Source organism: Pseudomonas sp. ARP3, from assembly GCF_001029595.1.
GTDB classification, from domain to species: domain Bacteria; phylum Pseudomonadota; class Gammaproteobacteria; order Pseudomonadales; family Pseudomonadaceae; genus Aquipseudomonas; species Aquipseudomonas rhodesiae.
The window spans coordinates 63,762-89,177 of record NZ_LEKF01000008.1 but is presented as its reverse complement, the minus strand read 5'-3'; the positions used below and the strand labels follow the sequence as shown (position 1 = coordinate 89,177).

At 58.9% G+C, this 25,416-nt stretch carries 23 protein-coding genes and 1 pseudogene; 10 read left to right on the top strand and 14 right to left on the bottom strand.

Features of this window, described 5'->3' with window-relative positions; genetic code table 11:
* Positions 1 to 95: 95 nt before the first annotated feature.
* The 4 genes from aspS to ABX75_RS11760 all read right to left on the bottom strand — a co-directional run bounded on the left by aspS (position 96) and on the right by ABX75_RS11760 (position 3,367).
* A complete protein-coding gene (gene aspS, locus ABX75_RS11775) occupies positions 96 to 1,871 on the bottom strand; it encodes an aspartate--tRNA ligase (protein ID WP_034100175.1) in 1,776 nt (591 codons plus the stop codon).
* Positions 1,872 to 1,979: 108 nt separating this feature from the next.
* Positions 1,980 to 2,201, bottom strand: coding sequence for an FmdB family zinc ribbon protein (locus ABX75_RS11770; protein WP_003193872.1), 222 nt, complete (start codon positions 2,199 to 2,201; stop codon positions 1,980 to 1,982).
* 170 nt (positions 2,202 to 2,371) lie between these two features.
* A complete protein-coding gene (locus tag ABX75_RS11765; RefSeq protein ID WP_034100178.1) occupies positions 2,372 to 2,713 on the bottom strand; it encodes a ribbon-helix-helix domain-containing protein in 342 nt (113 codons plus the stop codon).
* A gap of 180 nt (positions 2,714 to 2,893) precedes the next feature.
* Positions 2,894 to 3,367: a Dps family protein gene (locus ABX75_RS11760; protein WP_034100180.1), complete on the bottom strand. Its 474-nt coding sequence runs from the start codon at positions 3,365 to 3,367 to the stop codon at positions 2,894 to 2,896.
* 400 nt (positions 3,368 to 3,767) lie between these two features.
* Here ABX75_RS11760 and ABX75_RS29855 point away from each other — a divergent pair, with 400 nt between their 5' ends.
* Positions 3,768 to 4,370, top strand: coding sequence for a cold-shock protein (locus ABX75_RS29855; protein WP_034100182.1), 603 nt, complete (start codon positions 3,768 to 3,770; stop codon positions 4,368 to 4,370).
* A 69-nt stretch (positions 4,371 to 4,439) separates the two neighbouring features.
* Here ABX75_RS29855 and ABX75_RS11750 read toward each other — a convergent pair whose 3' ends face one another.
* Both ABX75_RS11750 and ABX75_RS11745 read right to left on the bottom strand, forming a co-directional pair.
* Positions 4,440 to 4,646 carry a SlyX family protein gene (locus tag ABX75_RS11750; protein WP_034100184.1) on the bottom strand — a complete coding sequence of 69 codons (207 nt, stop codon included), beginning with the start codon at positions 4,644 to 4,646 and terminating at the stop codon, positions 4,440 to 4,442.
* Positions 4,647 to 4,649: 3 nt separating this feature from the next.
* Positions 4,650 to 5,075, bottom strand: a complete 426-nt coding sequence (locus tag ABX75_RS11745; protein WP_047881985.1) for an HIT domain-containing protein — start codon at positions 5,073 to 5,075, stop codon at positions 4,650 to 4,652.
* Between the two features lie 746 nt (positions 5,076 to 5,821).
* Here ABX75_RS11745 and ABX75_RS11740 point away from each other — a divergent pair.
* On the top strand, positions 5,822 to 7,114 hold the full coding sequence (locus tag ABX75_RS11740) for an OprD family porin (protein WP_034100188.1): 1,293 nt from the start codon (positions 5,822 to 5,824) through the stop codon (positions 7,112 to 7,114).
* A 190-nt stretch (positions 7,115 to 7,304) separates the two neighbouring features.
* Here the strand turns inward: ABX75_RS11740 and ABX75_RS11735 are convergent, their stop codons facing one another.
* Positions 7,305 to 8,147: a mechanosensitive ion channel family protein gene (locus tag ABX75_RS11735; RefSeq protein WP_034100190.1), complete on the bottom strand. Its 843-nt coding sequence runs from the start codon at positions 8,145 to 8,147 to the stop codon at positions 7,305 to 7,307.
* A gap of 122 nt (positions 8,148 to 8,269) precedes the next feature.
* On the bottom strand, positions 8,270 to 8,755 hold the full coding sequence (locus ABX75_RS11730) for a YajQ family cyclic di-GMP-binding protein (protein WP_034100192.1): 486 nt from the start codon (positions 8,753 to 8,755) through the stop codon (positions 8,270 to 8,272).
* Positions 8,756 to 8,878: 123 nt separating this feature from the next.
* Here ABX75_RS11730 and ABX75_RS11725 point away from each other — a divergent pair, with 123 nt between their 5' ends.
* From ABX75_RS11725 to ABX75_RS11715, 3 genes are read left to right on the top strand one after another with little or no spacing between them, the layout of a single operon-like run.
* Positions 8,879 to 9,796 (top strand): putative 2-dehydropantoate 2-reductase, encoded by a 918-nt coding sequence (locus tag ABX75_RS11725; protein ID WP_047882011.1) that lies wholly within the window; start codon positions 8,879 to 8,881, stop codon positions 9,794 to 9,796.
* 46 nt (positions 9,797 to 9,842) lie between these two features.
* Positions 9,843 to 11,879, top strand: a complete 2,037-nt coding sequence (locus tag ABX75_RS11720) for a PAS domain-containing sensor histidine kinase (protein ID WP_034114978.1) — start codon at positions 9,843 to 9,845, stop codon at positions 11,877 to 11,879.
* Between the two features lie 2 nt (positions 11,880 to 11,881).
* Positions 11,882 to 12,460, top strand: a complete 579-nt coding sequence (locus tag ABX75_RS11715) for a cob(I)yrinic acid a,c-diamide adenosyltransferase (RefSeq protein WP_034100196.1) — start codon at positions 11,882 to 11,884, stop codon at positions 12,458 to 12,460.
* A gap of 116 nt (positions 12,461 to 12,576) precedes the next feature.
* Here ABX75_RS11715 and ABX75_RS11710 read toward each other — a convergent pair whose 3' ends face one another.
* From ABX75_RS11710 to secA, 3 genes are all read right to left on the bottom strand, one after another.
* A complete protein-coding gene (locus ABX75_RS11710) occupies positions 12,577 to 13,521 on the bottom strand; it encodes a Nudix family hydrolase (RefSeq protein ID WP_034100198.1) in 945 nt (314 codons plus the stop codon).
* Between the two features lie 19 nt (positions 13,522 to 13,540).
* A complete protein-coding gene (gene argJ / locus ABX75_RS11705; RefSeq protein ID WP_034100200.1) occupies positions 13,541 to 14,758 on the bottom strand; it encodes a bifunctional glutamate N-acetyltransferase/amino-acid acetyltransferase ArgJ in 1,218 nt (405 codons plus the stop codon).
* A 123-nt stretch (positions 14,759 to 14,881) separates the two neighbouring features.
* On the bottom strand, positions 14,882 to 17,617 hold the full coding sequence (secA, locus tag ABX75_RS11700; protein WP_034100202.1) for a preprotein translocase subunit SecA: 2,736 nt from the start codon (positions 17,615 to 17,617) through the stop codon (positions 14,882 to 14,884).
* A gap of 305 nt (positions 17,618 to 17,922) precedes the next feature.
* On the opposite strand from secA, the gene ABX75_RS11695 reads away from it, so the two are divergent.
* Entirely contained in the window at positions 17,923 to 18,378 is a 456-nt protein-coding gene (locus tag ABX75_RS11695; RefSeq protein WP_034100204.1) for a DUF721 domain-containing protein, read from the top strand.
* Positions 18,379 to 18,382: 4 nt separating this feature from the next.
* On the opposite strand, the gene ABX75_RS11690 is transcribed toward ABX75_RS11695, so the two are convergent.
* A complete protein-coding gene (locus tag ABX75_RS11690; protein ID WP_047882010.1) occupies positions 18,383 to 19,861 on the bottom strand; it encodes a helicase HerA-like domain-containing protein in 1,479 nt (492 codons plus the stop codon).
* Between the two features lie 202 nt (positions 19,862 to 20,063).
* Between ABX75_RS11690 and ABX75_RS29980 the strand changes: the two are divergent.
* The 4 genes and pseudogenes from ABX75_RS29980 to ABX75_RS11675 all read left to right on the top strand — a co-directional run.
* Positions 20,064 to 21,095: pseudogene (locus tag ABX75_RS29980) on the top strand (cache domain-containing protein); the annotation flags it as partial.
* A 93-nt stretch (positions 21,096 to 21,188) separates the two neighbouring features.
* Positions 21,189 to 21,953: a methyl-accepting chemotaxis protein gene (locus tag ABX75_RS29975; protein ID WP_371263989.1), complete on the top strand. Its 765-nt coding sequence runs from the start codon at positions 21,189 to 21,191 to the stop codon at positions 21,951 to 21,953.
* Positions 21,954 to 22,083: 130 nt separating this feature from the next.
* Positions 22,084 to 23,205 carry a glycosyltransferase family 1 protein gene (locus ABX75_RS11680; protein WP_034100208.1) on the top strand — a complete coding sequence of 374 codons (1,122 nt, stop codon included), beginning with the start codon at positions 22,084 to 22,086 and terminating at the stop codon, positions 23,203 to 23,205.
* The gene (locus tag ABX75_RS11675) at positions 23,198 to 23,941 is read left to right on the top strand and encodes a DUF2334 domain-containing protein (RefSeq protein ID WP_047881983.1); all 744 of its coding nucleotides are present in this window, start codon (positions 23,198 to 23,200) and stop codon (positions 23,939 to 23,941) included. The genes ABX75_RS11680 and ABX75_RS11675 overlap by 8 nt, the downstream gene beginning before the upstream one ends.
* A gap of 28 nt (positions 23,942 to 23,969) precedes the next feature.
* On the opposite strand, the gene ABX75_RS11670 is transcribed toward ABX75_RS11675, so the two are convergent.
* A complete protein-coding gene (locus ABX75_RS11670) occupies positions 23,970 to 24,155 on the bottom strand; it encodes a hypothetical protein (protein WP_034100212.1) in 186 nt (61 codons plus the stop codon).
* An 86-nt stretch (positions 24,156 to 24,241) separates the two neighbouring features.
* Entirely contained in the window at positions 24,242 to 25,090 is an 849-nt protein-coding gene (purU, locus tag ABX75_RS11665; protein WP_034100214.1) for a formyltetrahydrofolate deformylase, read from the bottom strand.
* Positions 25,091 to 25,416: the final 326 nt, after the last annotated feature.

Below are 25,416 nucleotides of genomic sequence, written 5' to 3'. Positions count from 1 at the left end.
TCTCTTTAAAAACACAACCCTTGTAACGCAAAGGCGCATCCGAAGATGCGCCTTTTTAGACCGCGTAAACCTCAGTGCGCTTTCACGCAGCAGCTTTACTCAGCCTTCGGCGTCTCGCGCAGGCGGATATGCAGCTCGCGCAATGCCTTGGCATCCACTACGCCCGGTGCCTGGGTCATGACGTCCGCGGCACTCTGGGTTTTCGGGAAGGCGATCACTTCACGGATCGACTGGGCACCGGTCATCAGCATCACCAGACGGTCCAGACCGAAGGCCAGGCCACCGTGGGGCGGGGCCCCGTACTTCAAGGCGTCGAGCAGGAAGCCGAATTTCTCTTCCTGCTCCGCCTCATCAATGCCCAGCAGACGGAAGACCGCTTGCTGCATCTCTTTACGGTGGATACGGATCGAACCGCCACCCAGCTCAGTGCCGTTGAGCACCATGTCGTAAGCGCGCGACAGTGCGCCCGCCGGGTTGGCCTCCAACTCGGCCGGGGAGCATTTCGGCGCGGTGAACGGGTGGTGCAAGGCGCTGAAGCTGCCGTCGTCGTTCTCTTCGAACATCGGGAAGTCAACGACCCACATCGGCGCCCATTCGCAGGTCAGCAGGTTCAGGTCGTGGCCCAGCTTGATCCGCAGCGCGCCCAGCGCTTCGCTGACGATCTTGGCCTTGTCGGCACCGAAGAACACGATGTCGCCATCGACCGCACCCACGCGATCGAGGATCACGTTCAGGTTGGCTTCCGGGATGTTCTTCACGATGGGCGATTGCAGGCCATCAACGCCGTTGGCGCGCTCGTTGACCTTGATGTACGCCAGGCCCTTGGCACCGTAGATGCCGACGAACTTGGTGTAGTCGTCGATCTGCTTGCGCGGCATGCTCGCGCCGCCAGGCACGCGCAGGGCAGCGATGCGGCATTTAGGGTCGTTGGCCGGGCCGCTGAACACCTTGAAGTCGACTTCTTTCAGCTGATCGGCCACGTCCACCAGTTCCAGCGGGTTACGCAGGTCTGGTTTGTCGGAACCGTAGCGACGCATGGCTTCTTCGAAGGTCATGTGCGGGAATTCGCCGAATTCCAGGCCCAATACTTCTTTGAACAGGTTGCGGATCATCTGCTCGGTCAGGCCCATGATCTCTTTTTCATCGAGGAAACTGGTCTCGATGTCGATCTGGGTGAATTCCGGCTGACGGTCGGCGCGCAGGTCTTCGTCGCGGAAGCACTTGGCGATCTGGTAGTAACGGTCGAAGCCGGCCACCATCAGCAACTGTTTGAACAACTGCGGCGATTGCGGCAGGGCAAAGAAGCTACCGGCGTGGGTGCGGCTAGGCACCAGGTAGTCACGCGCGCCTTCCGGGGTGGCCCGGGTCAGGATCGGCGTTTCAACGTCGAGGAAGCCGTTCTCGTCGAGGAAGCGACGGATGCTGGTGGTCATGCGCGAGCGCAGACGCAGCTTCTCGGCCATTTCCGGACGACGCAGGTCCAGGAAGCGGTAGCGCAGGCGGGTTTCTTCGCCGACGTCGGAGTATTCGTTGAGTGGGAACGGCGGGGTTTCCGACTCGTTCAACACTTCCAGTTCGTAGCCCAACACCTCGATACCGCCGGAGGCCATGTTCTTGTTCACGGCACCTGCCGGACGCAGACGCACCTTGCCGGTGATCTTCACCACGTACTCACTGCGCACGCGGTCGGCGGCGGCAAAGCTCTCGGCGCGGTCCGGGTCGAACACCACTTGGGCCAGACCGTCACGATCACGGATATCGAGGAAGATCACCCCGCCGTGGTCGCGGCGACGGTGAACCCATCCGCAAAGGGTAATTTCCTGACCTTCCAGGGTCTCGTTCAGTTGGCCGCAATAGTGGCTGCGCATCATGGTCGTGGTTTCACTTCTCGTAATTCGAAATTCGGTGGAGGCCTGCCTCGTCACCGTTCATATAAGCCAGGTGACGGATAATGCAGGAGCCTGCGCGTAGAGTTCAACTCAGTCTGCTTTGTCGCCGCCCGCCAGATTCTTCTTGGCGCCGGTCTTGAAATCGGTCTCGTACCAGCCGCTGCCACTGAGGCGAAAGCCCGGCATGGACAACATCTTCTTGAGTTCAGGAGCCTGGCAGGCCGGGCAATCGACCAACGGCGCGGCGCTGATCTTCTGGATGGCTTCCAACTGATGACCACAGGAAGCACATTGATAGTCGTACATGGGCATGGCGATGTCTCGGCGAACAGATCGTTACTGCGCCACGCCTGCCCGAAGGGTAAAGCCCCGGCCTGCGCAGCAAAGCGCGGGATTATATCTGGTAAATCGAGCCAGCGCAGCCGGCTTTCTGCCCGGGAGCCAGCCCGCCAACACAGCGAGCCGACCCCGGGCACCTTTGTTTACTCCGGGTCGGGCGCAGCCGTACGGCCTTTTAACAGGTGAACCACGCACACCACCCTGACCAGACCACTGAAGTTTTTCACACCTCCATAACGCAAGTGCACTTCCCGATCGACGTAAGACAGTAACGCACTGACTGAACAGGCGTTGATCCTGGCGATTTCCGTAAGGATATTCCAATAGATCTGCTCAAGCCGCAGGCACGTCGAAAACCCGTTGAGCCTGACTGATCGGGACAATGGCCTTGCCAACCCCATATCGAACCCTTTGGCAAAGGGATCGATCTTTATCTGATGAAAGCCACAGGATTCCATGACTCCATTACTCACTGCGCGTGACATACACCTGACACTCCATTGCCAAACAGCAGCCCATGGGTCGCTCCCATTGGACAGTGGGCTTATCAAACAGCAGGAAGCGCGGGCTCAGCCAGAAGACAGGGAGTTGATACCTGTAGGACAACGCCAGGAAGCGTGCAGAAACGAGCGAGCGACGCCAGGACGGCGCCGCTCAGACTCGACTTACTTGGCTTCGAGCAGGGAACGCAACATCCACGCGGTCTTTTCGTGGACCTGCATACGTTGCGTCAACAGATCCGCAGTCGGCTCATCGCTGACTTTGTCGAGCAACGGAAAGATGCCGCGGGCAGTACGCGTAACGGCCTCCTGGCCCGCCACCAGTTGCTGGATCATCTCTTCGGCGCTCGGCACGCCCTCCTCCTCCTTGATCGAAGAAAGACGAGCGTAGATCGAATAAGCGCCCGGCGCCGGGAAGCCCAATGCGCGGATACGCTCGGCAATGGAGTCCACCGCCAGCGCCAGCTCGTTGTACTGTTCCTCAAACATCAGGTGCAGCGTTCGAAACATGGGGCCCGTAACGTTCCAGTGGAAGTTGTGGGTCTTCAAGTACAGTACATAGGTATCGGAAAGCAGACGCGAAAGCCCATCGACGATGGATTTACGATCTTCTTCACTGATACCGATATCGATTGCCATGTTTATCCCCTTCAATTGACAAGCATTCATTGATCAGGTGCAACACCACTCTAGCAAGCGCACAGGTGACGCGCAGCGAGCGAGGTGCGACAAATCGCCCTTGAGTGGTAATTCGCCAATCAAGGTAGGAAATATCCTAAAAAGCCATTCCAAAACAAGCACACCTGTCTAGGACAAGCGTTTGCCAAGGAAATGCCCCGCCCCTTGCAACACCCCGAAATGCTTGATTTGAGAAGGCACGGCCTTTGCTGTTAAATAGGCAGCGTGTCGCCATCGTTAATGTCTGCGATGGCCGGCATAGGCTGATACCCGCGCACGTGCCCAACGCCTCCCATTGTTCAGAAGCGAACCGTGCCAGTCAGCTCTTCCTAGTGATCCGTCTTAACGTGAGTTAATCAAAATGTTGAAAATCGTCCACCTGCTAACGGGCGTTGCAGCTTTGCTGCTGTCCTTTATACCGAGCCTGCAACCAGAGAGCCTGCCGTACCTGCAACAACACGACGCGCTGTACCTGGCACTGTTCGGCCTTCTTAACCTGACGTTGGCACCCGTGGTCCCTTACTGGAACAAGGGCACTCGTCATCAACTGCAAAACCTGGTCAGCGCGCTGTTGGTTCTGACCGTTGTCGTACAAACCCTCACCCTCCTGGCACCCATGCCTGAAGTGGGCGGCCACCCGGCCATCCTGCTCAGCCTGGTCATTGCTGTGGTCGCCATCGCTCTTCATCTGGCCATCAGCTTCTACCGTGCATCTCCGGCGGCCGCGTCGCAAACCTACGACATGACCAATCGGGATACCGGTACCGTCAAGTGGTTCAACACCTCCAAAGGCTTCGGCTTTATTTCCCGCGATTCGGGCGACGACATCTTCGTCCACTTCCGGGCCATTCGCGGCGAAGGCCATCGCGTCCTGGTGGAAGGCCAGCGCGTGGAGTTCTCCGTAATGAATCGCGACAAAGGCTTGCAAGCCGAAGACGTGATCGCTGCACTGCCGCGCCGCTGACTCCAGCCCTGGCAACAAAAAAAACCGCGATCCAGCCTGGCTGAGTCGCGGTTTTTTCATGGCCCCTCTTTAATAGTGAGGCGGTGGCGCTTCCTCTTCGGACGTTTCGAACTGGCCGCCCATCTCTTCCTGACGCTTGAGCAGCGCGGCTATCTGCAGCTGCAGACGCTCGACCGCGCGTTGCTGGGTGACCAGGATGTCGTTAAGGGTCTCGATGGTGTCATCCTGAAAGGCCAGGCGGCTTTCCAGGTCGGTAACACGGTCTTGCAAGTCCATGATTCAGTCCTGGGCAAAATTGAAATCGGCAGGCAGCAGCTCGCGCAGACGCGCACGCAAGGCCACCACCTGTTCTTCCGTATAAGGACGAGCCGGATGCTTGCCCCATACCGGAGCAGGCCAGGCGGTGTCGTCGCGTTTGCGCACGATCACATGCACATGCAACTGGCTGACGACGTTACCCAGCGCGCCGATATTCATTTTATCCGCGCCCAGACCATCGTTGAGCAACTGCGCCAGACCGGTCGTCTCTTCCCAGAGCTTTTGTTGATCTGCGACATCCAGGTGAAACACCTCGCTGATACCGTTGATGCGTGGGACCAGGATAAACCAGGGGTAGTTCGAGTCATTGGACAGCAGCAGGCGGCATAACGGGAAGTCCCCGATGACCAGTGTGTCTTGTTGCAGGCGTTGATCTAGGGCGAACACCGCGGGCACTCCATTCGGCAAGTCAGAATCAGGCCCCAGCATACCTTCGAATGCCGGCCGCTTCACAACGATTGAAGATAAGCCCTCGAGGCAACCGGCCAAAAAACCTGCACCCTTTCGATGCAGGTAAATATTTGAGCTACGCTAGAACGGGCCCTGCCGAGACGCACCAAAATGACTCACCCGTGCCTCAAAGGGATCCGCCGATTACCCACTTATCGGGGTGAACCGGTAACGCTTCACACATGAACGGATTTTTTACACCTGGCAACAGGCATTCCACAGAGAGGTCAAGCCCTAACCAAACGGCGTAAAAAGCCTGTGTTTATGCGGTTTTTACAGCTGCGGAACTTTTTTCACGAAAAAATGACATTGGGTTACCGCTTTGAGCACGCTTGTTGCATTCACACCCACATCGTCGGCAACGACACGGGTTCGGAAACCGGTGTTTCGCGATAAAAAACAACAGCGAGTCAGTACGGGTCAAGGATGCATTCGAACTTCTAAGGGAGTTTTGAAACAGTATTGAAGTTGTCAGTCCAGATACATTTTGGGCTGTGAATTTGCGACATGGAGCTAGCAATTTACGACAGCCTCGTAAAGAAGCTGAAAGGAAAGATGGGTAAGTATCGTCAATAGGGTCTGCGTGATATAACTTTGCGCCGACACAAAAAAGAAAGAGCCGCCCAGATAAAAATACAGGTGGGACGGCAGTACTCTTCCGAAAACCAAAGGAGCAAATCACGATGCGCGTGATGAAGTGGAGCATGATCGCACTGGCTGTTTCAGCCGGTACCTCGCAGTTCGCAATGGCGTCCGCCCAGGACGATTCCAAGGGTTTTATCGAAGACAGTACAGCAAGCATTCTGACGCGTGCTTTGTACTTCAGCCGTGACCGCCGTAACCACGATGCTGAGCAAAGCCGTATCGAAGAAACGGGTCTGGGCTTCCATGGTCTGTTCAGCTCAGGCTACACCCAAGGCACCATCGGTGTTGGTGTTGATGTCATCGGCCTGCTGGGCGTCAAGCTCGATAGCGGCAAAGGTCGTGCAGGTACCGGCCTTTTCCCAGAAGGGTCCGACGGTCGTTCGCAAGATGACTACTCCAAAGCCGGCGCTGCCGTGAAATTCCGTATTTCCAACACCGTCCTGAAGGTTGGTGATCAATACACTACCGCCCCAGTATTCGCCTCCGATGACAGCCGCCTGCTGCCGGAACTGCCGCAGGGCGTTTCCATCACCAGCAACGAAATCAAAGATCTGAAACTGGAAGCCGGTCATTTCACCTCGATCGTTGCGCAGGATCAAACCTATCGCGACAGTATCGCCAGCTCTGAACCAGGCTCGAAACGCGGCCTGCGCGATGCCAACTTCTTGGGCGGCGTGTACTCTTGGACCCCTGAGGTCACCACCAGCCTCTACTACTCCAAAGTGGAAGACTATTGGAAGAAGATCTACGCCAACGTGAACTGGACCCACGCGCTCAGCGACGACCAGTCCGTGGCTGTCGACTTCAACATCTACGACACCAAGAGCGACGGCGCCGGCCTGGTACGTGCTGACAAAGACAGCACCACCAAGCTCGACAACCGTGCGTTCAGCCTGCAAGGCGCGTACACCATTGGCGCTCACACCTTCACCCTGGCAGCACAGAAGGTCAGCGGCGACGGCCAGTACGGTTACGGCGTAGACGGCGGCGGCACGATTTTCCTGGCCAACTCCATCGCCCGTTCCGACTTCAACGCTGAAGACGAGAAGTCCTACCAGGCTCGCTATGACCTGAACATGGCGACCTTTGGCATCCCAGGCCTGAGTTTCATGACTCGTTATGTGAAAGGTACTGGCGCCAACACCTCGACCACTAACAATGGTAAAGAGTGGGAACGCGATATCGAAGCCAAATACGTGATCCAGAGCGGTCCAGCCAAAGACCTGAGCCTGCGCGTACGTCAAGCGACCTATCGCTCGTCTGATCAGGTTTACTCGGGCTCTCTCGACGAACTGCGTCTGATCGCGCAATACCCGCTGAACATCTTGTAATTGTCGGTTTAATTACAACGATGACTTAAGGCCTCGGCCGTAAAATAGAAAGCCGGCCTTCTGTTTCCAGAAGGCCGGCTTTTTTTTGCAAAATTATTACATCGGAAAAATAACTAGCAAGCTAACTAACGAGATTAAGGTGAGACGTTTAACCTGACCGAATGGCCAAGTTAAACTTTCGCTCTTTTTATTACTTCGGCGCCGCTTCCTGCATTACACGAATAACCCGCTGCGGAAATGGAATATCAATCCCCGCCGCTTTCAAACGGTCACGTGCGAATTCATTGAGCATAAACATCACATCCCAATAATCCGCCGTTTTAGTCCAGCAGCGCAGCGAAACGGTGATCGAGCTATCCCCCAAGGTGGAAACCACGGCTACAGCGGCTGGGTCTTCCAGTACGCGTGGGTCCTTGGCCAGCTCCAGCAGAACGTCGCGGGCTTTCTGCAGGTCGGCTTCATAGTCCACACCGACGTCGAACACCACCTTGCGGGTCGGTTGACGGTTGGTGTTGGTGATGATCCCGTTGGACAGGATGCCATTCGGCACGATGACAGTTTTGTTGTCGCCCGTACGCAGCACCGTGTGGAAAATCTGAATGCTGTCGACGGTGCCAGAGGTACCTTGGGCTTCGATCCAGTCGCCGATGCGGAACGGGCGGAACAGCAGAATCAGCACCCCACCGGCAAAGTTCGCCAGGCTGCCTTGCAACGCCAGACCAATGGCCAGGGTGGCGGCACCAATAGCGGCGACGAAGGAGGTGGTTTCTACACCGATCATCGAGGCCACGCTGACAATCAGCATCACCTTGAGCACGATGTTCGCCAGGCTGGTGATGAAATGCTGCAACGCCAGGTCAGCGTTGCGTACCGCCAGCAAACGGCCCACGCGATGGGTCAATTTATTGATCAGCCACCAGCCGATGGCCAGGGTGATAACGGCGAGCAAAACCCGGCTGCCGTATTCCATGATCATCGGAATCCAGGACTGGGAAGTCTTGACCAGACGATCTACTTCAGCGTTCAAGTCCATTGCTGTTCTCCTGTTTATGGACGGTCGGCGCTTAAAGCAATTGAGCCCCGTAGGGCTCAAGAGTAGGCGCAATTATTGGGGGGTGGGACGTCAAAAACGCCCTTGGGTTCCCCAGGCAGCCATCAGTCGCGGAAGTTATTGAACTGCAGCGGCATGTCGAAGGACTTGGCGCGCAGGGCCGCGATGGCCTCTTGCAGGTCGTCACGCTTCTTACCGGTGACGCGTACCTGCTCGCCCTGGATGGCGGCCTGGACCTTGAGCTTGGCGTCCTTGATATGCGCGACGATTTTCTTCGCCAGCTCCTTGTCGATACCTTCTTTGAGGATGACTTCCTGCTTCATCAGCTTGCCAGAGGCGTAGGCGTCCTTGATTTCCAGGCACTGCGCGTCGATCTTGCGTTTGACCAGGGACAGCTTGAGGATCTCGATCATCGCTTCCAGCTGGAAATCGGCTTCAGCGGTCAGGTTGACGGTCAGTTCCTTTTCCTTGAATTCGAAGCTGCCCTTGCCCTTCAGGTCATAGCGACGGTCCAGCTCCTTGACGGCGTTCTCGACGGCGTTGGTGACTTCGTGTTTGTCCAGTTCAGATACCACGTCGAACGAAGGCATGTGATTTCTCCAATATAAGGGGCGGGTTCAGTAGAGATGGAGCGCGCCCGAGCTAAAATGCCGGGGCATTATAGCGGTTCTTTCGTCCCGTTCACTGTGAGCGACCTTGCGGAGTACAAACTGATGTCGACCACCTGGCATATTCTCGGCGCCGGCAGCCTGGGCACACTCTGGGCCACACGGCTGGCGCGCGCGAGCGTGCCTGTGCGCTTGATCCTGCGCGACGAGACGCGCCTGGCCAGTTATCAGGCGGGCAACGGGCTGACCCTGGTGGAGCATGGTGAAGCACATACCTACCCGGTGATTGGCGAAACGCCCGACAGCCCGACGCAGATCCGTCGCCTTCTGGTCGCGTGCAAAGCCTACGACGCCCAAGCGGCAATCGCACAGCTGCAACCGCGCCTGGTACCGGATGCCGAGTTAATTCTGCTGCAGAATGGCCTGGGCAGTCAGGACGCGGTGGCCGCGCAGTTGCCCCTGGCGCGTTGCATCTTTGCCTCCAGCACCGAGGGTGCTTTCCGCGACGGCGACTGGCGCGTGGTATTCGCCGGCCATGGTTACACCTGGCTGGGAGACGCCCGCCACCCGACGCCCCCGCTCTGGCTGGATGACCTGCACATCGCCGGCATCCCCCACGCCTGGAGCACCGATATCCTGACGCGCCTGTGGCGCAAGCTGGCGCTCAACTGCGCGATCAACCCACTGACCGTGCTTTACCAATGCCGTAACGGTGGCCTGCAAAACCATCGCTGTGAAGTGGCAACCTTGTGTGGGGAGTTGAGCGAACTGCTGGAATGCGCTGGCCAGCCTGCCGCAGCCCTGGATTTACAGGATGAAGTGGAGCGGGTGATTCACGCCACTGCCGCCAACTATTCGTCCATGTATCAGGACGTCGCCAATGCCCGACGCACCGAAATCAGCTATCTGTTGGGCTATGCTTGCCAGGCGGCAGCCCGTCATCAATTGAAGCTGCCTCACTTGCAGCAGTTGCACGAGCGTCTGGTCGACGAGCTGCGCGCGCGCGGATTGCCCCGCGACTGAACCACGCGCTACCCTGCCCGCCTGTCTATCTCCTGGAAAAACCCTGATGCCGCTGCGCCAGCGTCTAGAAAACCTACCGGTCGGGCAGAAACTGCTGGCGGCCTTGCTGGTGCTGCTGACCACCGTCCTGCTGGTGGCCAACCTGACCTTTATCAGCGCCGCCTACTGGATCTCCCAGGAAAGCATGGCCCCCCAGGCCTTGCAGGCTATCGGGCGACTGGTCTCCAACCCGGCGCTGGCCGCCGAAGCGCTCGAATCTCCCGAAAAGGCCAATGCCCTGCTCAATGAGTTGACCAGCTACTCACCTTTGCGCGCCGCCGCTTTATATGACAGCGCAGGCAACCGCCTGGCACAGATGCAACACGGTGATCGCCTGCACCTGCCGGACAATTACAGGCATATCGAAGCCTGGCGCGTGACTGAGTTTCGCACTAACCAAGTGATCACCCTGCCCCGCCCTGGGCAGCCATCCGGGCATCTGCTGCTGGTCGCCAGTAGCGAACTGCCTGTAGCGTTTTACACCGGTACGCTGACCGCCAGCCTTGGCATCCTGATTTTCAGTGTGCTGCTGTGGCTGGTCATCGCGCGTCAGATCAAACGCCTGATCACAAAACCGATCCACGAACTGGAAGAACTGTCGCGCCAAGTGACCCGGGAAGAGAACTATTCCCTGCGCGCCCGGCGTGGCAATCACGATGAGATCGGCAGCCTGGCCGAAGCCTTCAATACCATGCTTTCGCGCATCGAAGCCCGCGAGCAACAACTCAAGCGTGCCCGCGACGATTCCCAGGCCGCCTACGATCAAGCCCAAGGCCTGGCGGAAGAGACGCGTCATACCAATCGCAAACTGGAATTGGAAGTCCAGGTACGCAGCAAGATCGAGAAAAAACTCACCGGTTTCCAGAATTACCTCAACAGCATCATCGACTCGATGCCTTCGGCGCTGATTGCCCTGGACGAACAGCTCTACGTCACCCAGTGGAACCAGGAAGCCAGCGCACTTTCCGGTACGCGGCTGGATGAAGCCTTGAACCAGCCGATCTACCTGGCCTTTCAGCCGCTCAAACCGTTCCTGCCGCAGATCAAGGCCACGGTCGAGCAACACACCGTGGAGCGCATCGAACGGGTGACCTGGGTCAAGGACGATGAGCCCAAACATTACGCTCTGACCTTTTACCCGCTGACAGGCGGTGCCGGTCGTGGCGTCGTGATCCGTATCGATGACATCACCCAGCGCCTGTCCCTTGAAGAAATGATGGTGCAGTCGGAAAAAATGCTCTCCGTCGGCGGGCTTGCCGCCGGAATGGCCCACGAGATCAATAACCCGCTGGGGGCGATCCTGCACAACGTGCAGAACATCCGCCGCCGCCTGTCCGCGGACTTGCCCAAGAACCTTGAACACGCCGAACAGGTCGGCGTCGAACTGGCCATGGTCAACCGTTACCTGCAAAGCCGCGAAGTGCCGCAATTGCTCGATGGCATCCAGCAAGCGGGCGCGCGGGCGGCGAAGATCGTGACCCATATGCTCAGTTTCAGCCGCCGCAGCAATCGACAGATGGCCCCTTGCGATTTGCCGGCGCTGATCGATCAGGCCGTGGAAATTGCCGGCAATGACTTCGACTTGACCATCGGCTTTGACTTCAAGGGCCAGGCGATCATCCGTCAGTTCGATCCGCAACTGGGCCCGGTACCCGGTACTGCCAACGAACTGGAACAGGTGCTGCTCAACCTGCTGAAAAACGCAGCTCAAGCCATTCACCTGCGTGAGGATGACCGCGAGCCGGGCCGCATCATCCTGCGCACCCGCCTGAATCCGCCCTGGGCCGAGATCCAGGTGGAAGACAACGGCATCGGCATGAGCGAAAACGTGCGCAAACGCACGTTCGAGCCCTTTTTCACCACCAAGGAAATCGGCCAGGGCACCGGGCTGGGGCTGTCGGTGTCGTACTTCATCATCACCAACAACCACAAAGGCCAGATGGAAGTGCAGTCCACCCTTGGCCAAGGCACCTGTATTACCCTGCGCCTCCCCTTGGCCGGCAGCCAACTGCCGGCCCACGAACTGACCCCACTGGAGCAATGACCATGGGCTTTCGCCTGTCGAAAATCTATACCCGCACCGGCGACACAGGTGAAACCGGCCTGGGCGACGGCCGCCGCGTTCCCAAGGACCACCCACGTGTCGAAGCCATTGGCGAAGTCGATACGCTGAACAGCCAGTTGGGATTACTGCTGGCCGGCCTTGAAGAGCAGAGCGGGCAGCATCCGGCGCTCAATGATGTGATCGAAGTGCTCGCGCCTTGCCAGCATCGGCTGTTCGACCTGGGTGGTGAGCTGGCGATGCCGGTGTACAAAGCGTTGAATGCGGCGGAAGTGGATCGCCTGGAAGCAGCGATCGATCGTTGGAACGAAGAAGTCGGGCCACTGGAAAACTTTATCTTGCCGGGTGGTTCCGCGCTGATTGCCCAGGCCCATATGTGCCGAAGCCTGGCCCGCAGTGCCGAGCGACGGTGTCAGCACCTGAATGCTATCGAGCCGCTGGAAGGCGTGGGGTTGGCGTATATCAATCGTTTGTCGGATCTGCTGTTTGTGGCAGCGCGGGTGATCGCCAAGCGCCAGGGTGTCGCGGAGGTTTTGTGGCAGGCTGCGGCGAAGCCCCATTGATCATGATTCGGTGACCGGGAGGGCCTATCGGGGGCAAGCCCCCTCCCACCTTTGATCTGTAAAAACATTCCAATGTGGGAGGGGGCTTGCCCCCGATAAGGCCCGCCGGAGCAACCTCAAGCCTGCGGCCAGAACGCCCTGATACCCGCCACACCCTGGGCACCGGCTTCCCAAGCCCGCTCCCGCTCCGCAGGCCCGACCCCACCCAGCAAATATACCGGCTTGTTGAACCCACGGATCAATTCCATCGCCTGCTCCCAACCCAATGGCTGCGCATCGGGATGGGTCTGGGTCGGCTGAACCGGCGACAGGGTGACAAAATCCACGTCCATCAATTCAGCCAACGCCAGTTCTTCAGCGTTGTGGCACGAAGCCGCCAACCAGCGATCCTTCGGCAAAGGGCGGCCCTTGCTTGCATATTTGCGCAGTTGGGCCGAGGTCATGTGCCAGCCGGCGGAAGGGAAATCCCCCAGCCACTCGAACGGCCCTTTGAGCATCAATTGCGCCTTGCCGGCGCAAAGCCCCACCGCATCCACCGCCAGGTCACGGTATTTGGGGTCGTAGCCATTAGGCGCACGCAGTTGCACCAGCTTGATCCCACCGGCGATGGCTTTTTGGATACCGCGCAACAGGGGCGCGGCGTCCAGCTCGCCGGGGGTGATCAGGTATTCAGCCGGCAACCGTGCGGCCGCAACGATCGGCGCGTTGGCCGCCGGGAACTCATAGTTGAGCAGATCCCGCGGGGCCACCCACTCCAACGGTTGCCCTTCGGCGCCATGGGGCTCGCCGGTGAAGGCCGAGACTTCCCAGACATCCAGTAACACCTGCTTGTCCGGATAGTCATGTTGCACGTTGATCAGCGGTCGCGCCGTGGTGACCTGGATACCCAACTCTTCCTGCAACTCGCGGGACAATGCGGCGGCGACAGATTCATCGGCCTCCACCTTGCCTCCGGGAAACTCCCAGAGGCCGCCCTGGTGTTGGGTGTCGGCACGTCGCGCCAGCAGGATTCTGCCGTCGGCGCCGCGGATCACTGCTGCTGCTACATGCACGCGTTTCACCGTGTGTGTCCTCCGGCTATCAGGTGCGGTATTCCGCGTTGATTTTCACGTATTCGTGGGACAGGTCGGTGGTCCAGATGGTTTCGCTGCAATCGCCGCGACCCAGCTCGATGCGGATGGTGATTTCTTCCTGCTGCATCACCGCCGAACCCTGGGCTTCGGTGTAGCTTTCAGCACGGGCACCACGGCTGGCGATGCACACGTCGCCGAGGAATACGTCGATCTTGCTCACGTCCAGGTCTGGCACACCGGCACGGCCAACAGCGGCCAGGATACGTCCCCAGTTCGGGTCCGAGGCGAACAGCGCGGTTTTGATCAGCGGCGAATGGGCCACGGTGTAGCCGACATCCAGGCATTCCTGATGGTTGCCGCCTCCGTTGACCTGCACGGTAACGAACTTGGTAGCGCCCTCGCCGTCACGCACGATGGCCTGGGCCACGTCCATGCACACTTCGAACACTGCTTGCTTGAGGGCGGCGAAATAAGCGCCGCTGGCCTCGGTGATTTCCGGCAGATCAGCCTTACCGGTGGCGATCAGCATGCAGCAGTCGTTGGTCGAAGTGTCGCCATCGATGGTGATGCGGTTGAACGACTTGTTGGCACCGTCCAGCATCAGATTCTGCAGCACGCTGCGCGAAACCTTGGCGTCGGTGGCGATGTAGCCCAGCATGGTCGCCATGTTCGGTCGGATCATGCCCGCGCCCTTGCTGATACCGGTCACGGTTACGGTCACACCGTCGTGCACGAACTGACGGCTCGCGCCTTTTGGCAGGGTGTCGGTGGTCATGATGCCAGTGGCGGCCGCGGCCCAGTTATCCACAGACAGGTCATCCAGCGCCGCTTGCAGGGCACCTTCGATTTTTTCCACAGGCAGAGGCTCGCCGATCACACCCGTGGAGTACGGCAGCACCTGGCTGGCGTCCACGCCGGTCAGTTGGGCCAGCTTGGCGCAGGTGCGCGCGGCGGCCACCAGGCCAGGCTCACCGGTACCCGCGTTGGCGTTGCCGGTGTTGGTCAACAGGTAACGGATCGGCCCGGCAACGCGTTGCTTGGCCAGGATCACCGGCGCGGCGCAAAACGCATTGAGAGTAAACACACCTGCCACCGTCGAGCCTTCGGCGCAGCGCATCACCACCACATCCTTGCGGCCCGGGCGCTTGATACCGGCCGAAGCGATGCCGAGTTCAAAACCGGCAACCGGGTGCAATGTGGGCAAAGGACCAAGACCAACAGCCATGAATGCGCTCCTAAAATAAGGTGATGTCTGTGCCGTCGCTATCGACGGTGGGAATTAATGGCAAAACGCCGCGACGGCAAAGGCCGGTCGCGGCGCGGGGTGCTGCAGCGTCAGGCAAAAATCTTAGTTGATTTCGCCGTGGCAGTGTTTGAACTTCTTGCCCGAACCGCACCAGCACAGCTCGTTGCGGCCCAGCTTCTGCTCATTGCGAACCGGCGTTGGCGCCAAGGCCACTTCGACCTCTTCACCCAACGCTTCCGGCTGATCGAGGCCTGGCGCTTCGTCGTGCTGGAATTGCATGCGCGCGGCCAAGGCTTCCGCTTCCTGGCGCAGGCGTGCTTCTTCCTCGGCTGGGTCTTCGCGGCGTACCTGGACGTGGGAGAGCACGCGAATCGAATCGCGCTTGATCGAATCCAGCAGCTCGGAGAACAGGGTAAACGACTCGCGCTTGTACTCCTGCTTCGGGTTTTTCTGGGCGTAGCCACGCAGGTGGATGCCGTGACGCAGGTGATCCATGGTCGACAGGTGGTCTTTCCACAGGTCGTCCAGCACGCGCAATACGATTTGCTTCTCGAAGGTACGCAGTGCTTCGGCACTTGCCTGCTCTTCTTTCTCGTTGTACGCGGCGAGCAACTCGGCCATCAGTTTTTCGCGCAGGGTTTCTTCGTACAGGTGGTCGTCTTCGTCGAGCCACTGCTGGACCGGCAGATCCACACCGAAGTCGCTCTTCAATGCAGCTTCCAGACCGGCCACATCCCACTGTTCAGGCAGCGATTGTGGTGGAATGTGCGCGCTGACGGTGGCGTTGAGCACGTCCTGGCGGAAATCGGCGATGGTTTCGCCAATGTTGTCGGCGGCCAGCAACGTGTTACGCATGTGATAGATCACTTTACGTTGTTCGTTGTTGACGTCGTCGAACTCCAGCAGTTGCTTACGGATGTCGAAGTTGCGCCCTTCAACCTTGCGCTGTGCCTTCTCGATGGCATTGGTCACCATGCGGTGCTCAATGGCTTCACCGGACTGCATGCCCAGGGCCTTCATGAAGTTTTTCACCCGATCCGAAGCGAAAATGCGCATCAGGCTGTCTTCGAGGGACAGATAGAAACGGCTCGAACCGGCGTCACCCTGGCGACCGGCACGGCCACGCAGCTGGTTGTCGATACGGCGCGATTCATGACGCTCGGAAGCGATCACTTGCAGACCGCCGGACTCCAGTACCGCCTGATGACGCTTCTGCCAATCGGCTTTGATCTGGGCGATCTGCTCAGGGGTTGGGTTGTCCAGGGACGCTACTTCCACTTCCCAGTTGCCGCCCAGCAGGATGTCGGTACCACGACCGGCCATGTTGGTGGCGATGGTCAGTGCGCCTGGGCGACCGGCCTGGGCGATGATTTCGGCTTCTTTTTCGTGGAACTTGGCGTTGAGCACCTTGTGTTCGATGCCTTCCTTATTGAGCAGGTTGGACACATGCTCGGAAGTCTCGATGGTGGCGGTACCCACCAGGATCGGACGGCCCTTGGCCATGCCGTCCTTGATGTCGTTGATGATCGCCGCGTATTTCTCTTCGGCGGTCAGGAACACCAGGTCGTTGAAGTCTTTACGTGCCAATGGCTTGTTCGGTGGAATGACCACCACCGAAAGACCGTAGATCTGGTGGAATTCGAACGCTTCGGTGTCGGCCGTACCGGTCATGCCGGACAGCTTGTTGTACAGACGGAAGTAGTTCTGGAACGTGGTGGACGCCAACGTCTGGCTTTCCGCCTGGATGTTGAGCATTTCCTTGGCTTCGATGGCCTGGTGCAAACCTTCGGACAAACGGCGACCCGGCATGGTACGGCCGGTATGTTCGTCAACCAGTACGACCTGGCCGTCCTGCACGATGTATTCGACGTTGCGGTGGAACAGCTTGTGAGCACGCAGACCGGCGTAGACGTGAGTCAACAGGCCCAGGTTATGCGCCGAGTACAGGCTCTCGCCCTCGGCCAGCAGGCCGATCTGGGTGAGCATGTCCTCGACGAACTGGTGACCGGCTTCATTGAGTTCGACCTGGCGGGTCTTTTCGTCAATGGTGAAGTGACCTTCTTTGGTCACCACGCCTTCCACTTCTTCGATGTGCTGGGTCAGACGCGGAATCAGCTTGTTGATTTCGGTATACAGGCGCGAGCTGTCTTCGGCCTGGCCGGAGATGATCAGCGGCGTACGGGCTTCGTCGATGAGGATGGAGTCGACTTCGTCGATCACGGCAAAATTGAGTTCGCGCTGGAATTTTTCTTCCATGCTGAACGCCATGTTGTCGCGCAGGTAGTCGAAACCGAATTCGTTGTTGGTGCCGTAGGTGATGTCGGCGGCATAGGCGGCGCGTTTTTCTTCCGGCGGCTGGAACGGCGTTACAACGCCGACGGTCAGGCCGAGGAATTCATACAGCGGGCGCATCCAATTGGCGTCCCGGCGAGCCAAGTAGTCGTTCACCGTCACAACGTGCACGCCCTTGCCGGACAGCGCGTTGAGGTAAACGCCAAGGGTCGCTACCAGGGTCTTGCCTTCACCGGTACGCATTTCGGCAATCATGCCTTCGTGCAAGGTCATGCCACCGATCAACTGGACGTCGAAGTGGCGCATGCCCATGACGCGCTTTCCGGCTTCACGGGCAACCGCAAAGGCTTCGGGCAGCAGTTTGTCGAGGGTTTCACCTTTGGCTATGCGGGCCTTGAACTCTTGGGTCTTGGCGCGCAATTGCTCGTCCGAAAGGGCAACCATCTGCTCTTCGAAGGCATTGACCAGCTGCACCGTCTTGAGCATGCGTTTGACTTCGCGCTCATTCTTGCTTCCAAAAAGTTTCTTTAACAAAGGCGCAAACATATCGGCAGGTTCTTCCACACATAGGGATGGAGGGCGCACCGTCAGTGGCCCGAGCAGCCCTCACGGCCGCATGCGAACGCGCATTCTACCCGGAATCGTGGGTGAGGAAAGTGGCGTTGTTCCCCGATGCAGGCATGGGGCGGTGAGAGGGCTTGTTTAAAATAAGGGCTTTTACGCGAACTTCAACCCATCGGGCGCAGAAGTTACCGATTGATTTCGTTGGCTAAGTGTCGTCGACGCAGGGCCTGAGGGCCGGCCGACGCTTTCTGCTAAGATGGCGGCTCTGTTACTTAAGGTGTCCAATCATGGCATTTCGCCCTGTCGCCGCCCGCGCCCCCGGCGTGTTGCTTCGCGAAGCCAAACCGTTGAAAGCCATTTTCGGCCATGCCCAACGCTTGGGCCTGTTGCAACGTCTGCTGGAAAGCCAATTGCAACCGGCTGCGCGCGAGCACTGCCGTGTCGCCTCTTGGCGCGAAGGCAATCTGCTGCTGATCGTGACTGATGGCCATTGGGCCACTCGCTTGCGCTATCAGCAAAAACGCCTGCAGCGTCAGTTGATGGCGTTCGATGAATTCGCCAACCTGACGCGCATCCAGTTCAAAGTACAACCGCCGACTGTCCAGCCAAGTACTGCCGTGCACTCGCACGACCTGTCGGTGAACGCGGCCGAGAGCATTCAGGCCACGGCCGAGGGGATCCGCGATCCGGGTTTGCGCGGCGCCCTTGAGCGGTTGGCTGCCCACGCCAAGCCCAAACCCTGACCGTCTATTTGCGTTTGCTGCCCCCCAGTAGCGAGCCGAGCAACCCTCGCACCAACTGCCGCCCCATCTGATTGGCCGCCTGCTGCATAGCCGATTTGAGCGCCTTACCTGCCGCCGTGCCGAGAAACGCCCCTGCCCTGTCGGTAAAACTCGGCGTTTCAGCGGCCTGGCCGGCGCCTTCGGTCGGGCCCAGCTCTTTGCGCGCCATCAGCACCTCATAGGCCGACTCGCGATCAATCGGTTTATCGTAGCGACCCTGTAGGGGCGACGCGGCGACCAGCGCTGCGCGCTCTACCTCGCTCAGTGGGCCGATCCGCGATTGCGGCGGCGCCACCAAGACGCGCTGGACGACTTCCGGCGTGCCTTTTTCCTGCAAGGTGCCTACTAATGCCTCACCCGTACCTAACTCGGTCAACACCGACAAAGCGTCAAACGCCGGGTTGGGTCGAAAGCCCTCCGCCACCGCCCGCAGGGACTTCTGCTCCTTGGTGGTGAACGCCCGCAATCCATGTTGAATCCGCAGGCCCAGTTGTGCGAGCACGGTGTCGGGCAGGTCGCCTGGGGATTGTGTGACAAAGTACACCCCTACCCCTTTGGAGCGAATCAGCCGCACCACCTGTTCCAAACGCTCTTGCAAGGCCTTGGGTGTGTCGGCGAACAGCAAATGCGCTTCATCGAAGAACAACGCCAGCAGCGGTTTGTCCGCATCGCCGCGCTCCGGCAGTTGCTCGAATAACTCGGCTAACAGCCACAGCAGGAATGTCGCGTACACCTTGGGCGCCTCATGCACCAGGCGGCTGGCATCCAATAGATGGATGCGGCCGCGCCCATCGGCATTGGGTTGCAGGATGTCTTCAAGCTGCAACGCCGGCTCGCCAAATAATGCTTCGGCACCCTGCTGTTCCAGCACCGCCAGACGCCTCAACAGGGCCTGGCTAGAGCCGGTGGTCAGCAGCGCCGCGTCTTCGCCCAACAGCTCGGGGTGATAGCGCAGGTGGTTGAGCAGCGCCTTCAGATCTTTCAGATCCAGCAGCAGCAAGCCTTCGCGATCCGCCACTTTGAACGCCGCGTATAACGCCGATTGCTGGCTGTCGGTGAGTTCCAGCAGGCTGCCGAGCAATAACGGGCCCATTTCGCTGATAGTGGTGCGCAAAGGATGACCGGACTGACCGTGGATGTCCCACAGCGTTACCGGATAAGCCTTAGCGGTGTAATTAAGGAAGGGCATGCCGGCGATACGCTCGGCCACCTTGCCCTGAGGGTTTGCCGCCGCGCCCAGGCCACACAGGTCGCCCTTAATGTCTGCGGCAAATACCGCAACCCCCGCATCACTGAAGGCTTCGGCCAAGCGCTGCAATGTGACGGTCTTGCCCGTGCCGGTAGCGCCGGCAATCAACCCGTGGCGGTTAGCCAGGCGCATGGCCTGGGCAATAGGATCGCCGGACAGGTCAGCGCCGATAAGAAGTTGCGTGGAGTCAGGCATTTCGTCACCCATGGTTAATCTTTAATGCGGCAAGGTCGATACAGACAGAGTGAGACCCATAAAGTCGAAAAATAGGTCAGATAGTTCCCACAGGGACCACGGAACTGCGACAACAAATAGCACACCTTTTTTCCTACTGTCATTTCGCGCATCCCATGAGGACGCGCTTTGGATATAAAGACCTTAGCGGACCCTACAAGCCATGAATAAAAATCTGCGTTTCAGCCACAAAATCCTGCTTGCGGCCTCCCTTATCGTCATCGCCGCTTTTGCATTATTCACGCTGTACAACGACTACTTGCAGCGCAACGCCATTCGCGACGATCTGAACAATTACCTGCATGAAATGGGCGATGTCACCGCCAGCAACATCCAAACCTGGCTGACCGGGCGCATTGCCCTGGTCGAAAACGCCGCCCAGAACATCGCGATCAACCCGGAACCGGGTGTCGTCGCCAGCCTGCTGGAACAGAAAGCCCTGACGTCCTCCTTCATGGCCACCTACGTGGGCGACAGCCAGGGCGCGTTCACCATCCGCCCCGACACCAAAATGCCAGATGGCTTCGACCCACGTGTGCGCCCCTGGTACAAAGGCGCGCAAAGCAGCAACGGTTCAACCCTGACTGAGCCTTATATCGACGCGGCCACCGGGCAATTGATCATTTCCATCGCCACCCCCAGCAGCAAGGGCAGCCAAAGCATCGGCGTGGTCGGCGGCGACCTGAGCCTGCAAACCCTGGTGGATACCATTGGCGCACTGGACTTCGGCGGCATGGGCTATGCCTTCCTGGTCAGCGCCGACGGCAAAGTGCTGGTGCACCCGGACAAAACCCTGGTGATGAAAACCCTGGCCGATCTGTATCCGAAAAATACACCCAAGATCAGCCGCGACTTCAGCGAAGTCCAAGCCAACGGCAAAGACAACATCTTGACCTTCACGCCGATCAAAGGCTTGCCGTCAGTGCAGTGGTACTTGGGTATCTCGGTGGATAAAGACAAATCCTTCGCCATGCTCAGCGAGTTCCGCACGTCGGCGGTGATCGCCACCCTCATTGCGGTGGCCATCATCATCGCTCTGCTTGGCATGCTGATCCGCGTGCTGCTGCAACCGCTGCATGTGATGACCCGCGCGATGCAGGATATCGCCGACGGCGAGGGTGACCTGACACGACGTCTGACCATCCAGAATCACGATGAATTCGGCACTCTGGGTAATGCATTCAACCGCTTCGTGGAGCGGATTCACACATCGATTCGCGAAGTGTCCTCGGCCACCGAACATGTCAACGAAGTGGCGCTACGGGTGGTCAGTGCCTCCAACTCATCGATGGTCAACTCCGACGAGCAGGCCAACCGCACCAATAGCGTAGCGGCCGCCATCAACCAGCTGGGTGCAGCCGCCCAGGAAATCGCCCGCAATGCGGCGCAGGCCTCTAGCCAGGCCAGCGATGCGCGGCAGTTGGCGGAAGACGGTCAGCAGGTGGTGGAACGGAACATCAAAGCCATGACTGACCTTTCTACGATGATCAGCGCATCCAGCAGCAATATCGAAGCACTTAACAGCAAAACCGTGAATATTGGTCAGATTCTTGAGGTGATCACCAGCATCTCTCAACAAACCAACCTGCTGGCGTTGAACGCCGCGATTGAGGCCGCCCGTGCCGGAGAGGCCGGGCGCGGGTTCGCCGTGGTAGCCGATGAAGTACGCAACCTGGCCCATCGCACCCAGGAATCGGCGCAACAGGTGCAAACCATGATCGAAGAGTTGCAAGTGGGCGCGCGGAATTCGGTGACCACCATGAGCGAAAGCCAGCGCCACAGCCATGACAGCGTGGAAATCGCCAACCTGGCCGGCGAGCGTCTCAACAGCGTGACCCAGCGCATCGGCGAGATTGATGGTATGAACCAATCGGTCGCCACCGCTACCGAGGAACAGACGTCGGTGGTGGAGTCGATCAATATGGACATCACCGAGATCAACACCCTCAACCAGGAAGGCGTGGAAAACCTGCAATCGACCTTGCGCGCCTGCGCCGACTTGGAGCAACAGGCCGCACGGCTCAAGCATTTGGTCGGTAGTTTCCGCATCTGACAGTTCTCGCCCTGGGCAGCGGCTCATACCGCCTCCCAGGGCGGCAGCAAGGCAAAACGCCGCACCCGACATCCCGACCGAACATCTATTCTTGCCTAATGTCCACGTTAGGAGAGCCTGGATAGGAGGGATGTTCATCGTGCATATCGCCGACATCACCATGTTCTACGCCCCGGCCAGTGGCGGCGTACGCACTTACCTGGACGCCAAGCACCGGCGCCTGACGCTCAAGCCGGGCATTCGCCACAGCCTGTTGATCCCTGGCGCCCACTTGAGCGAACAGGATGGGGTGTTCAAGGTACCCGCACCTGCCCTGCCCTTCGGCAAAGGTTATCGATTCCCGCTGCGGCTGACGCCATGGCGAAATGTCCTGCACGATTTACAGCCCGATCTGATCGAGGTCGGCGATCCCTATCTCACGGCCTGGGCCGCTCTGGATGCCAGGCGCCAGCTTGATGTTCCGGTTATCGGCTTTTATCACTCCGACTTGCCGTTGCTGGTAAGCAACCGTATGGGGCCGTGGTTCACGCCAAATGTTGAAGCCTATATCAGCAAACTCTATGGGAGTTTTGACCGAGTACTGGCGCCTAGTCAGGTTATGGCCGACAAGCTCATGGGGTTGGGCGTCAGAAACGTCTTTGTACAGCCGCTGGGTGTGGACCTGCAGACGTTCACCCCGCAGGTACGCGACCCCGGCTTACGCGCTGAGTTGGGAATCGCTGAGGATACGCGACTGCTGATCTTCGCCGGGCGCGGTTCCAAGGAGAAGAACCTGCCGGTGCTGCTTAAGTGCATGAAGCGCTTGGGAGATCGGTATCACCTGCTGCTGGTGGGGTCCGGCATGCCGGCTAAGGTGCCGGAGAATGTCACCGTGGTTGACGGCTTCCAGCCGGCATCGCAAGTCGCGCGTTTAATGGCCAGTGCCGATGCCCTCCTGCATGGCGGCGATCAGGAAACGTTCGGCCTGGTCATTCTTGAGGCCATGGCCTGCGCCATACCAGTGGTCGCCGTGGCCGCCGGTGCCTTCACTGAAATCGTCGACGAGCATTGCGGCTTGCTCTGCGCGCCCAACAATCCACGAGCGATGGCCGATGCGGTGCGCGAGTTGTTCAGCCGCGATCCTCAGCGTCTCGGCGTACAGGCTCGACGCCATGTGGAGCAGCAGTATGCGTGGGACACCGTGGTCGAGAGCCTGCTGGGCCATTACTACGCGGTGCTCGATAGCCACAAACCGATGCTTGCCCATGGTTAGGCGTTCGGTAGTGCTGGTATTGCACGATGTGGCCCCGCAAACCTGGTCCGACTATCGCCCCTTTGTGGAGGCGGTGGACGCTCTGGGCGACATCCCCATCACTTGGTTGGTGGTTCCGGATTTCCATCATCGCGGCACCTTGGCCGACCACGCCGAATTTCGCCGCCTGTTGGACCGCCGCGTGGCCAAGGGCGATGAATTGGCCTTGCACGGCTATTTCCATAGCGACGACCAGCCGCCACCGCGTACGCCCAAAGATTGGTTCATGCGCCGCATCTATACCCATGAGGGAGAGTTTTACCAGTTGTCAGAGGCCCAGGCCCTGCAGCGGTTAAGCGACGGCATCGAGGTCTTCCGACGCAACGACTGGCCGCTGCATGGGTTCGTCGCTCCGGCCTGGCTGATGAGCCAGGGTACCAAGGACGCCTTGCGGCAGTTGCCGCTGAACTACACCAGCGACCCGCAACAGCTTTATCGGCTGCCCGACTTTACCCGCGTCGGCGCCCCAGGTTTGGTGTGGAGCGCCCGCAGCGCTTGGCGCCGAAGCCTGTCCAAACATCTCAGCGATCAAAGGCAACGGCGCTGGCGGTCGGCACCGGTCATTCGCCTAGGCGTGCATCCGGTCGACCTGCGTTACGAAGGTGCTCGTCGCTATTGGCTCGATACCTTGCAACACCTACTGCAGACGGGGCGTACGCCATTGACCAAAGTGGACTGGCTCGCAACCCAGCCGTAATGCCCCGCCATGGCGACGGGACGAGTGCTCAAGAATCTTGCTGATCAGAAGCGGGCAGCTTCTCTGCCTCCTGCATCTGTTCCCACAACTGAGCCGCCCCTGGAAACTCGGTACCGTCTTCGGCATCCAGCGCATCAGGATCGTACCGACTCAAGCATCCCTCGCCCAACGTCGCAGGCGCTTTGGAGGTGGCTTTATCGAGTGGGTCGGTCATGGTGCAGTCCTGACGTGCGGATAAATAAAAAGGGCCTGGAACGATTTAACGCCCAGACCCTTCGATATTCAATCCGCGCGCTTGAATCAGAACACAACGGTCTTGTTGCCGTGCACCAATACGCGGTCTTCGAGGTGGTAGCGCAGGCCACGGGCCAGAACCATCTTCTCGACATCGCGACCAAACCGCACCATATCTTCAATGCTGTCGCTATGGCTGACGCGCACCACGTCCTGCTCGATGATCGGACCAGCGTCCAACTCTTCGGTGACGTAGTGGCAGGTTGCGCCAATCAACTTCACCCCCCGCAGGGACGCCTGATGGTAAGGCTTGGCCCCGACAAACGAAGGCAGGAAGCTATGGTGGATGTTGATGACTTTGCCGGCATATTCGCGGCACAGTTCCGGCGGCAGGATTTGCATGTAACGCGCCAGTACCACGACATCGGCGTCATGATGCTTGACCAAGCGCGACACTTCGGCGAACGCCGGCTCCTTGTCCTGCGGGTTGACCGGCACATGGTAATAAGGGATGCCATGCCACTCGACCATGCTGCGCAGGTCGTCATGGTTGGAGATCACACAAGCGATCTCGCAGTCCAGCTCGTCGCTGTGCCAGCGGTGCAACAGGTCCGCCAGGCAGTGGGATTCGCGGCTGGCCATCAGCACCACGCGTTTCTTCTGCTCGGTGTCGGTGATCTGCCAGGTCATCGAAAACTCTTCTGCGATCGGCGCAAAGGCCTCGCGGAAGGCTTCAAGACCAAAGGGCAGCGTGTCGGCACGGATTTCGTGACGCATGAAGAACCAACCGCTGAGGTTATCCGAGTGATGGCTCGCCTCGGTGATCCAACCGTTATGGGAGGCCAGAAAGTTACTGACTTTGGCAACGATGCCGACCCGGTCCGGGCAAGCAATCACCAGCCGAAAAGTGCGCATTAGGGGGGAACTCCAGAACTTCGCAAAGGCCGCCATTCTAGCGATTGCGAAGAAAAACTGCAGTATTGGTTAACGTTTATTCTGATGGTCGGCCTGGCTTTGCCCCTTAATGCCCTATGGTTTTACCACCCTTATATGAATCAAGGGCTACATCTGGAGCGCCGTCAAGAATTCGCGGGATTGATATGTAGCATTGCGCCCTTGTAATTAAGTCGATTGCAGGGCATCACTACAAACATTCAAAGTAATTCACATAAATGCATGCTTAAATGTTTACTTGGACAAACCGCCTGACTATTATTGGGCCATTATCCCTGTCAATCAGC

Bases quoted from the DNA above. Each gene is read 5' to 3' on its own strand.
- aspS (WP_034100175.1), bottom strand. From the start codon at position 1,871: ATGATGCGCAGCCACTATTGCGGCCAACTGAACGAGACCCTGGAAGGT.
- ABX75_RS11770 (WP_003193872.1), bottom strand. From the start codon at position 2,201: ATGCCCATGTACGACTATCAATGTGCTTCCTGTGGTCATCAGTTGGAA.
- ABX75_RS11765 (WP_034100178.1), bottom strand. From the start codon at position 2,713: ATGTCACGCGCAGTGAGTAATGGAGTCATGGAATCCTGTGGCTTTCAT.
- ABX75_RS11760 (WP_034100180.1), bottom strand. From the start codon at position 3,367: ATGGCAATCGATATCGGTATCAGTGAAGAAGATCGTAAATCCATCGTC.
- ABX75_RS29855 (WP_034100182.1), top strand. From the start codon at position 3,768: ATGTTGAAAATCGTCCACCTGCTAACGGGCGTTGCAGCTTTGCTGCTG.
- ABX75_RS11750 (WP_034100184.1), bottom strand. From the start codon at position 4,646: ATGGACTTGCAAGACCGTGTTACCGACCTGGAAAGCCGCCTGGCCTTT.
- ABX75_RS11740 (WP_034100188.1), top strand. From the start codon at position 5,822: ATGCGCGTGATGAAGTGGAGCATGATCGCACTGGCTGTTTCAGCCGGT.
- ABX75_RS11735 (WP_034100190.1), bottom strand. From the start codon at position 8,147: ATGGACTTGAACGCTGAAGTAGATCGTCTGGTCAAGACTTCCCAGTCC.
- ABX75_RS11730 (WP_034100192.1), bottom strand. From the start codon at position 8,755: ATGCCTTCGTTCGACGTGGTATCTGAACTGGACAAACACGAAGTCACC.
- ABX75_RS11725 (WP_047882011.1), top strand. From the start codon at position 8,879: ATGTCGACCACCTGGCATATTCTCGGCGCCGGCAGCCTGGGCACACTC.
- ABX75_RS11720 (WP_034114978.1), top strand. From the start codon at position 9,843: ATGCCGCTGCGCCAGCGTCTAGAAAACCTACCGGTCGGGCAGAAACTG.
- ABX75_RS11715 (WP_034100196.1), top strand. From the start codon at position 11,882: ATGGGCTTTCGCCTGTCGAAAATCTATACCCGCACCGGCGACACAGGT.
- argJ (WP_034100200.1), bottom strand. From the start codon at position 14,758: ATGGCTGTTGGTCTTGGTCCTTTGCCCACATTGCACCCGGTTGCCGGT.
- secA (WP_034100202.1), bottom strand. From the start codon at position 17,617: ATGTTTGCGCCTTTGTTAAAGAAACTTTTTGGAAGCAAGAATGAGCGC.
- ABX75_RS11695 (WP_034100204.1), top strand. From the start codon at position 17,923: ATGGCATTTCGCCCTGTCGCCGCCCGCGCCCCCGGCGTGTTGCTTCGC.
- ABX75_RS11690 (WP_047882010.1), bottom strand. From the start codon at position 19,861: ATGCCTGACTCCACGCAACTTCTTATCGGCGCTGACCTGTCCGGCGAT.
- ABX75_RS29975 (WP_371263989.1), top strand. From the start codon at position 21,189: ATGGTCAACTCCGACGAGCAGGCCAACCGCACCAATAGCGTAGCGGCC.
- ABX75_RS11680 (WP_034100208.1), top strand. From the start codon at position 22,084: ATGTTCATCGTGCATATCGCCGACATCACCATGTTCTACGCCCCGGCC.
- ABX75_RS11675 (WP_047881983.1), top strand. From the start codon at position 23,198: ATGGTTAGGCGTTCGGTAGTGCTGGTATTGCACGATGTGGCCCCGCAA.
- ABX75_RS11670 (WP_034100212.1), bottom strand. From the start codon at position 24,155: ATGACCGACCCACTCGATAAAGCCACCTCCAAAGCGCCTGCGACGTTG.
- purU (WP_034100214.1), bottom strand. From the start codon at position 25,090: ATGCGCACTTTTCGGCTGGTGATTGCTTGCCCGGACCGGGTCGGCATC.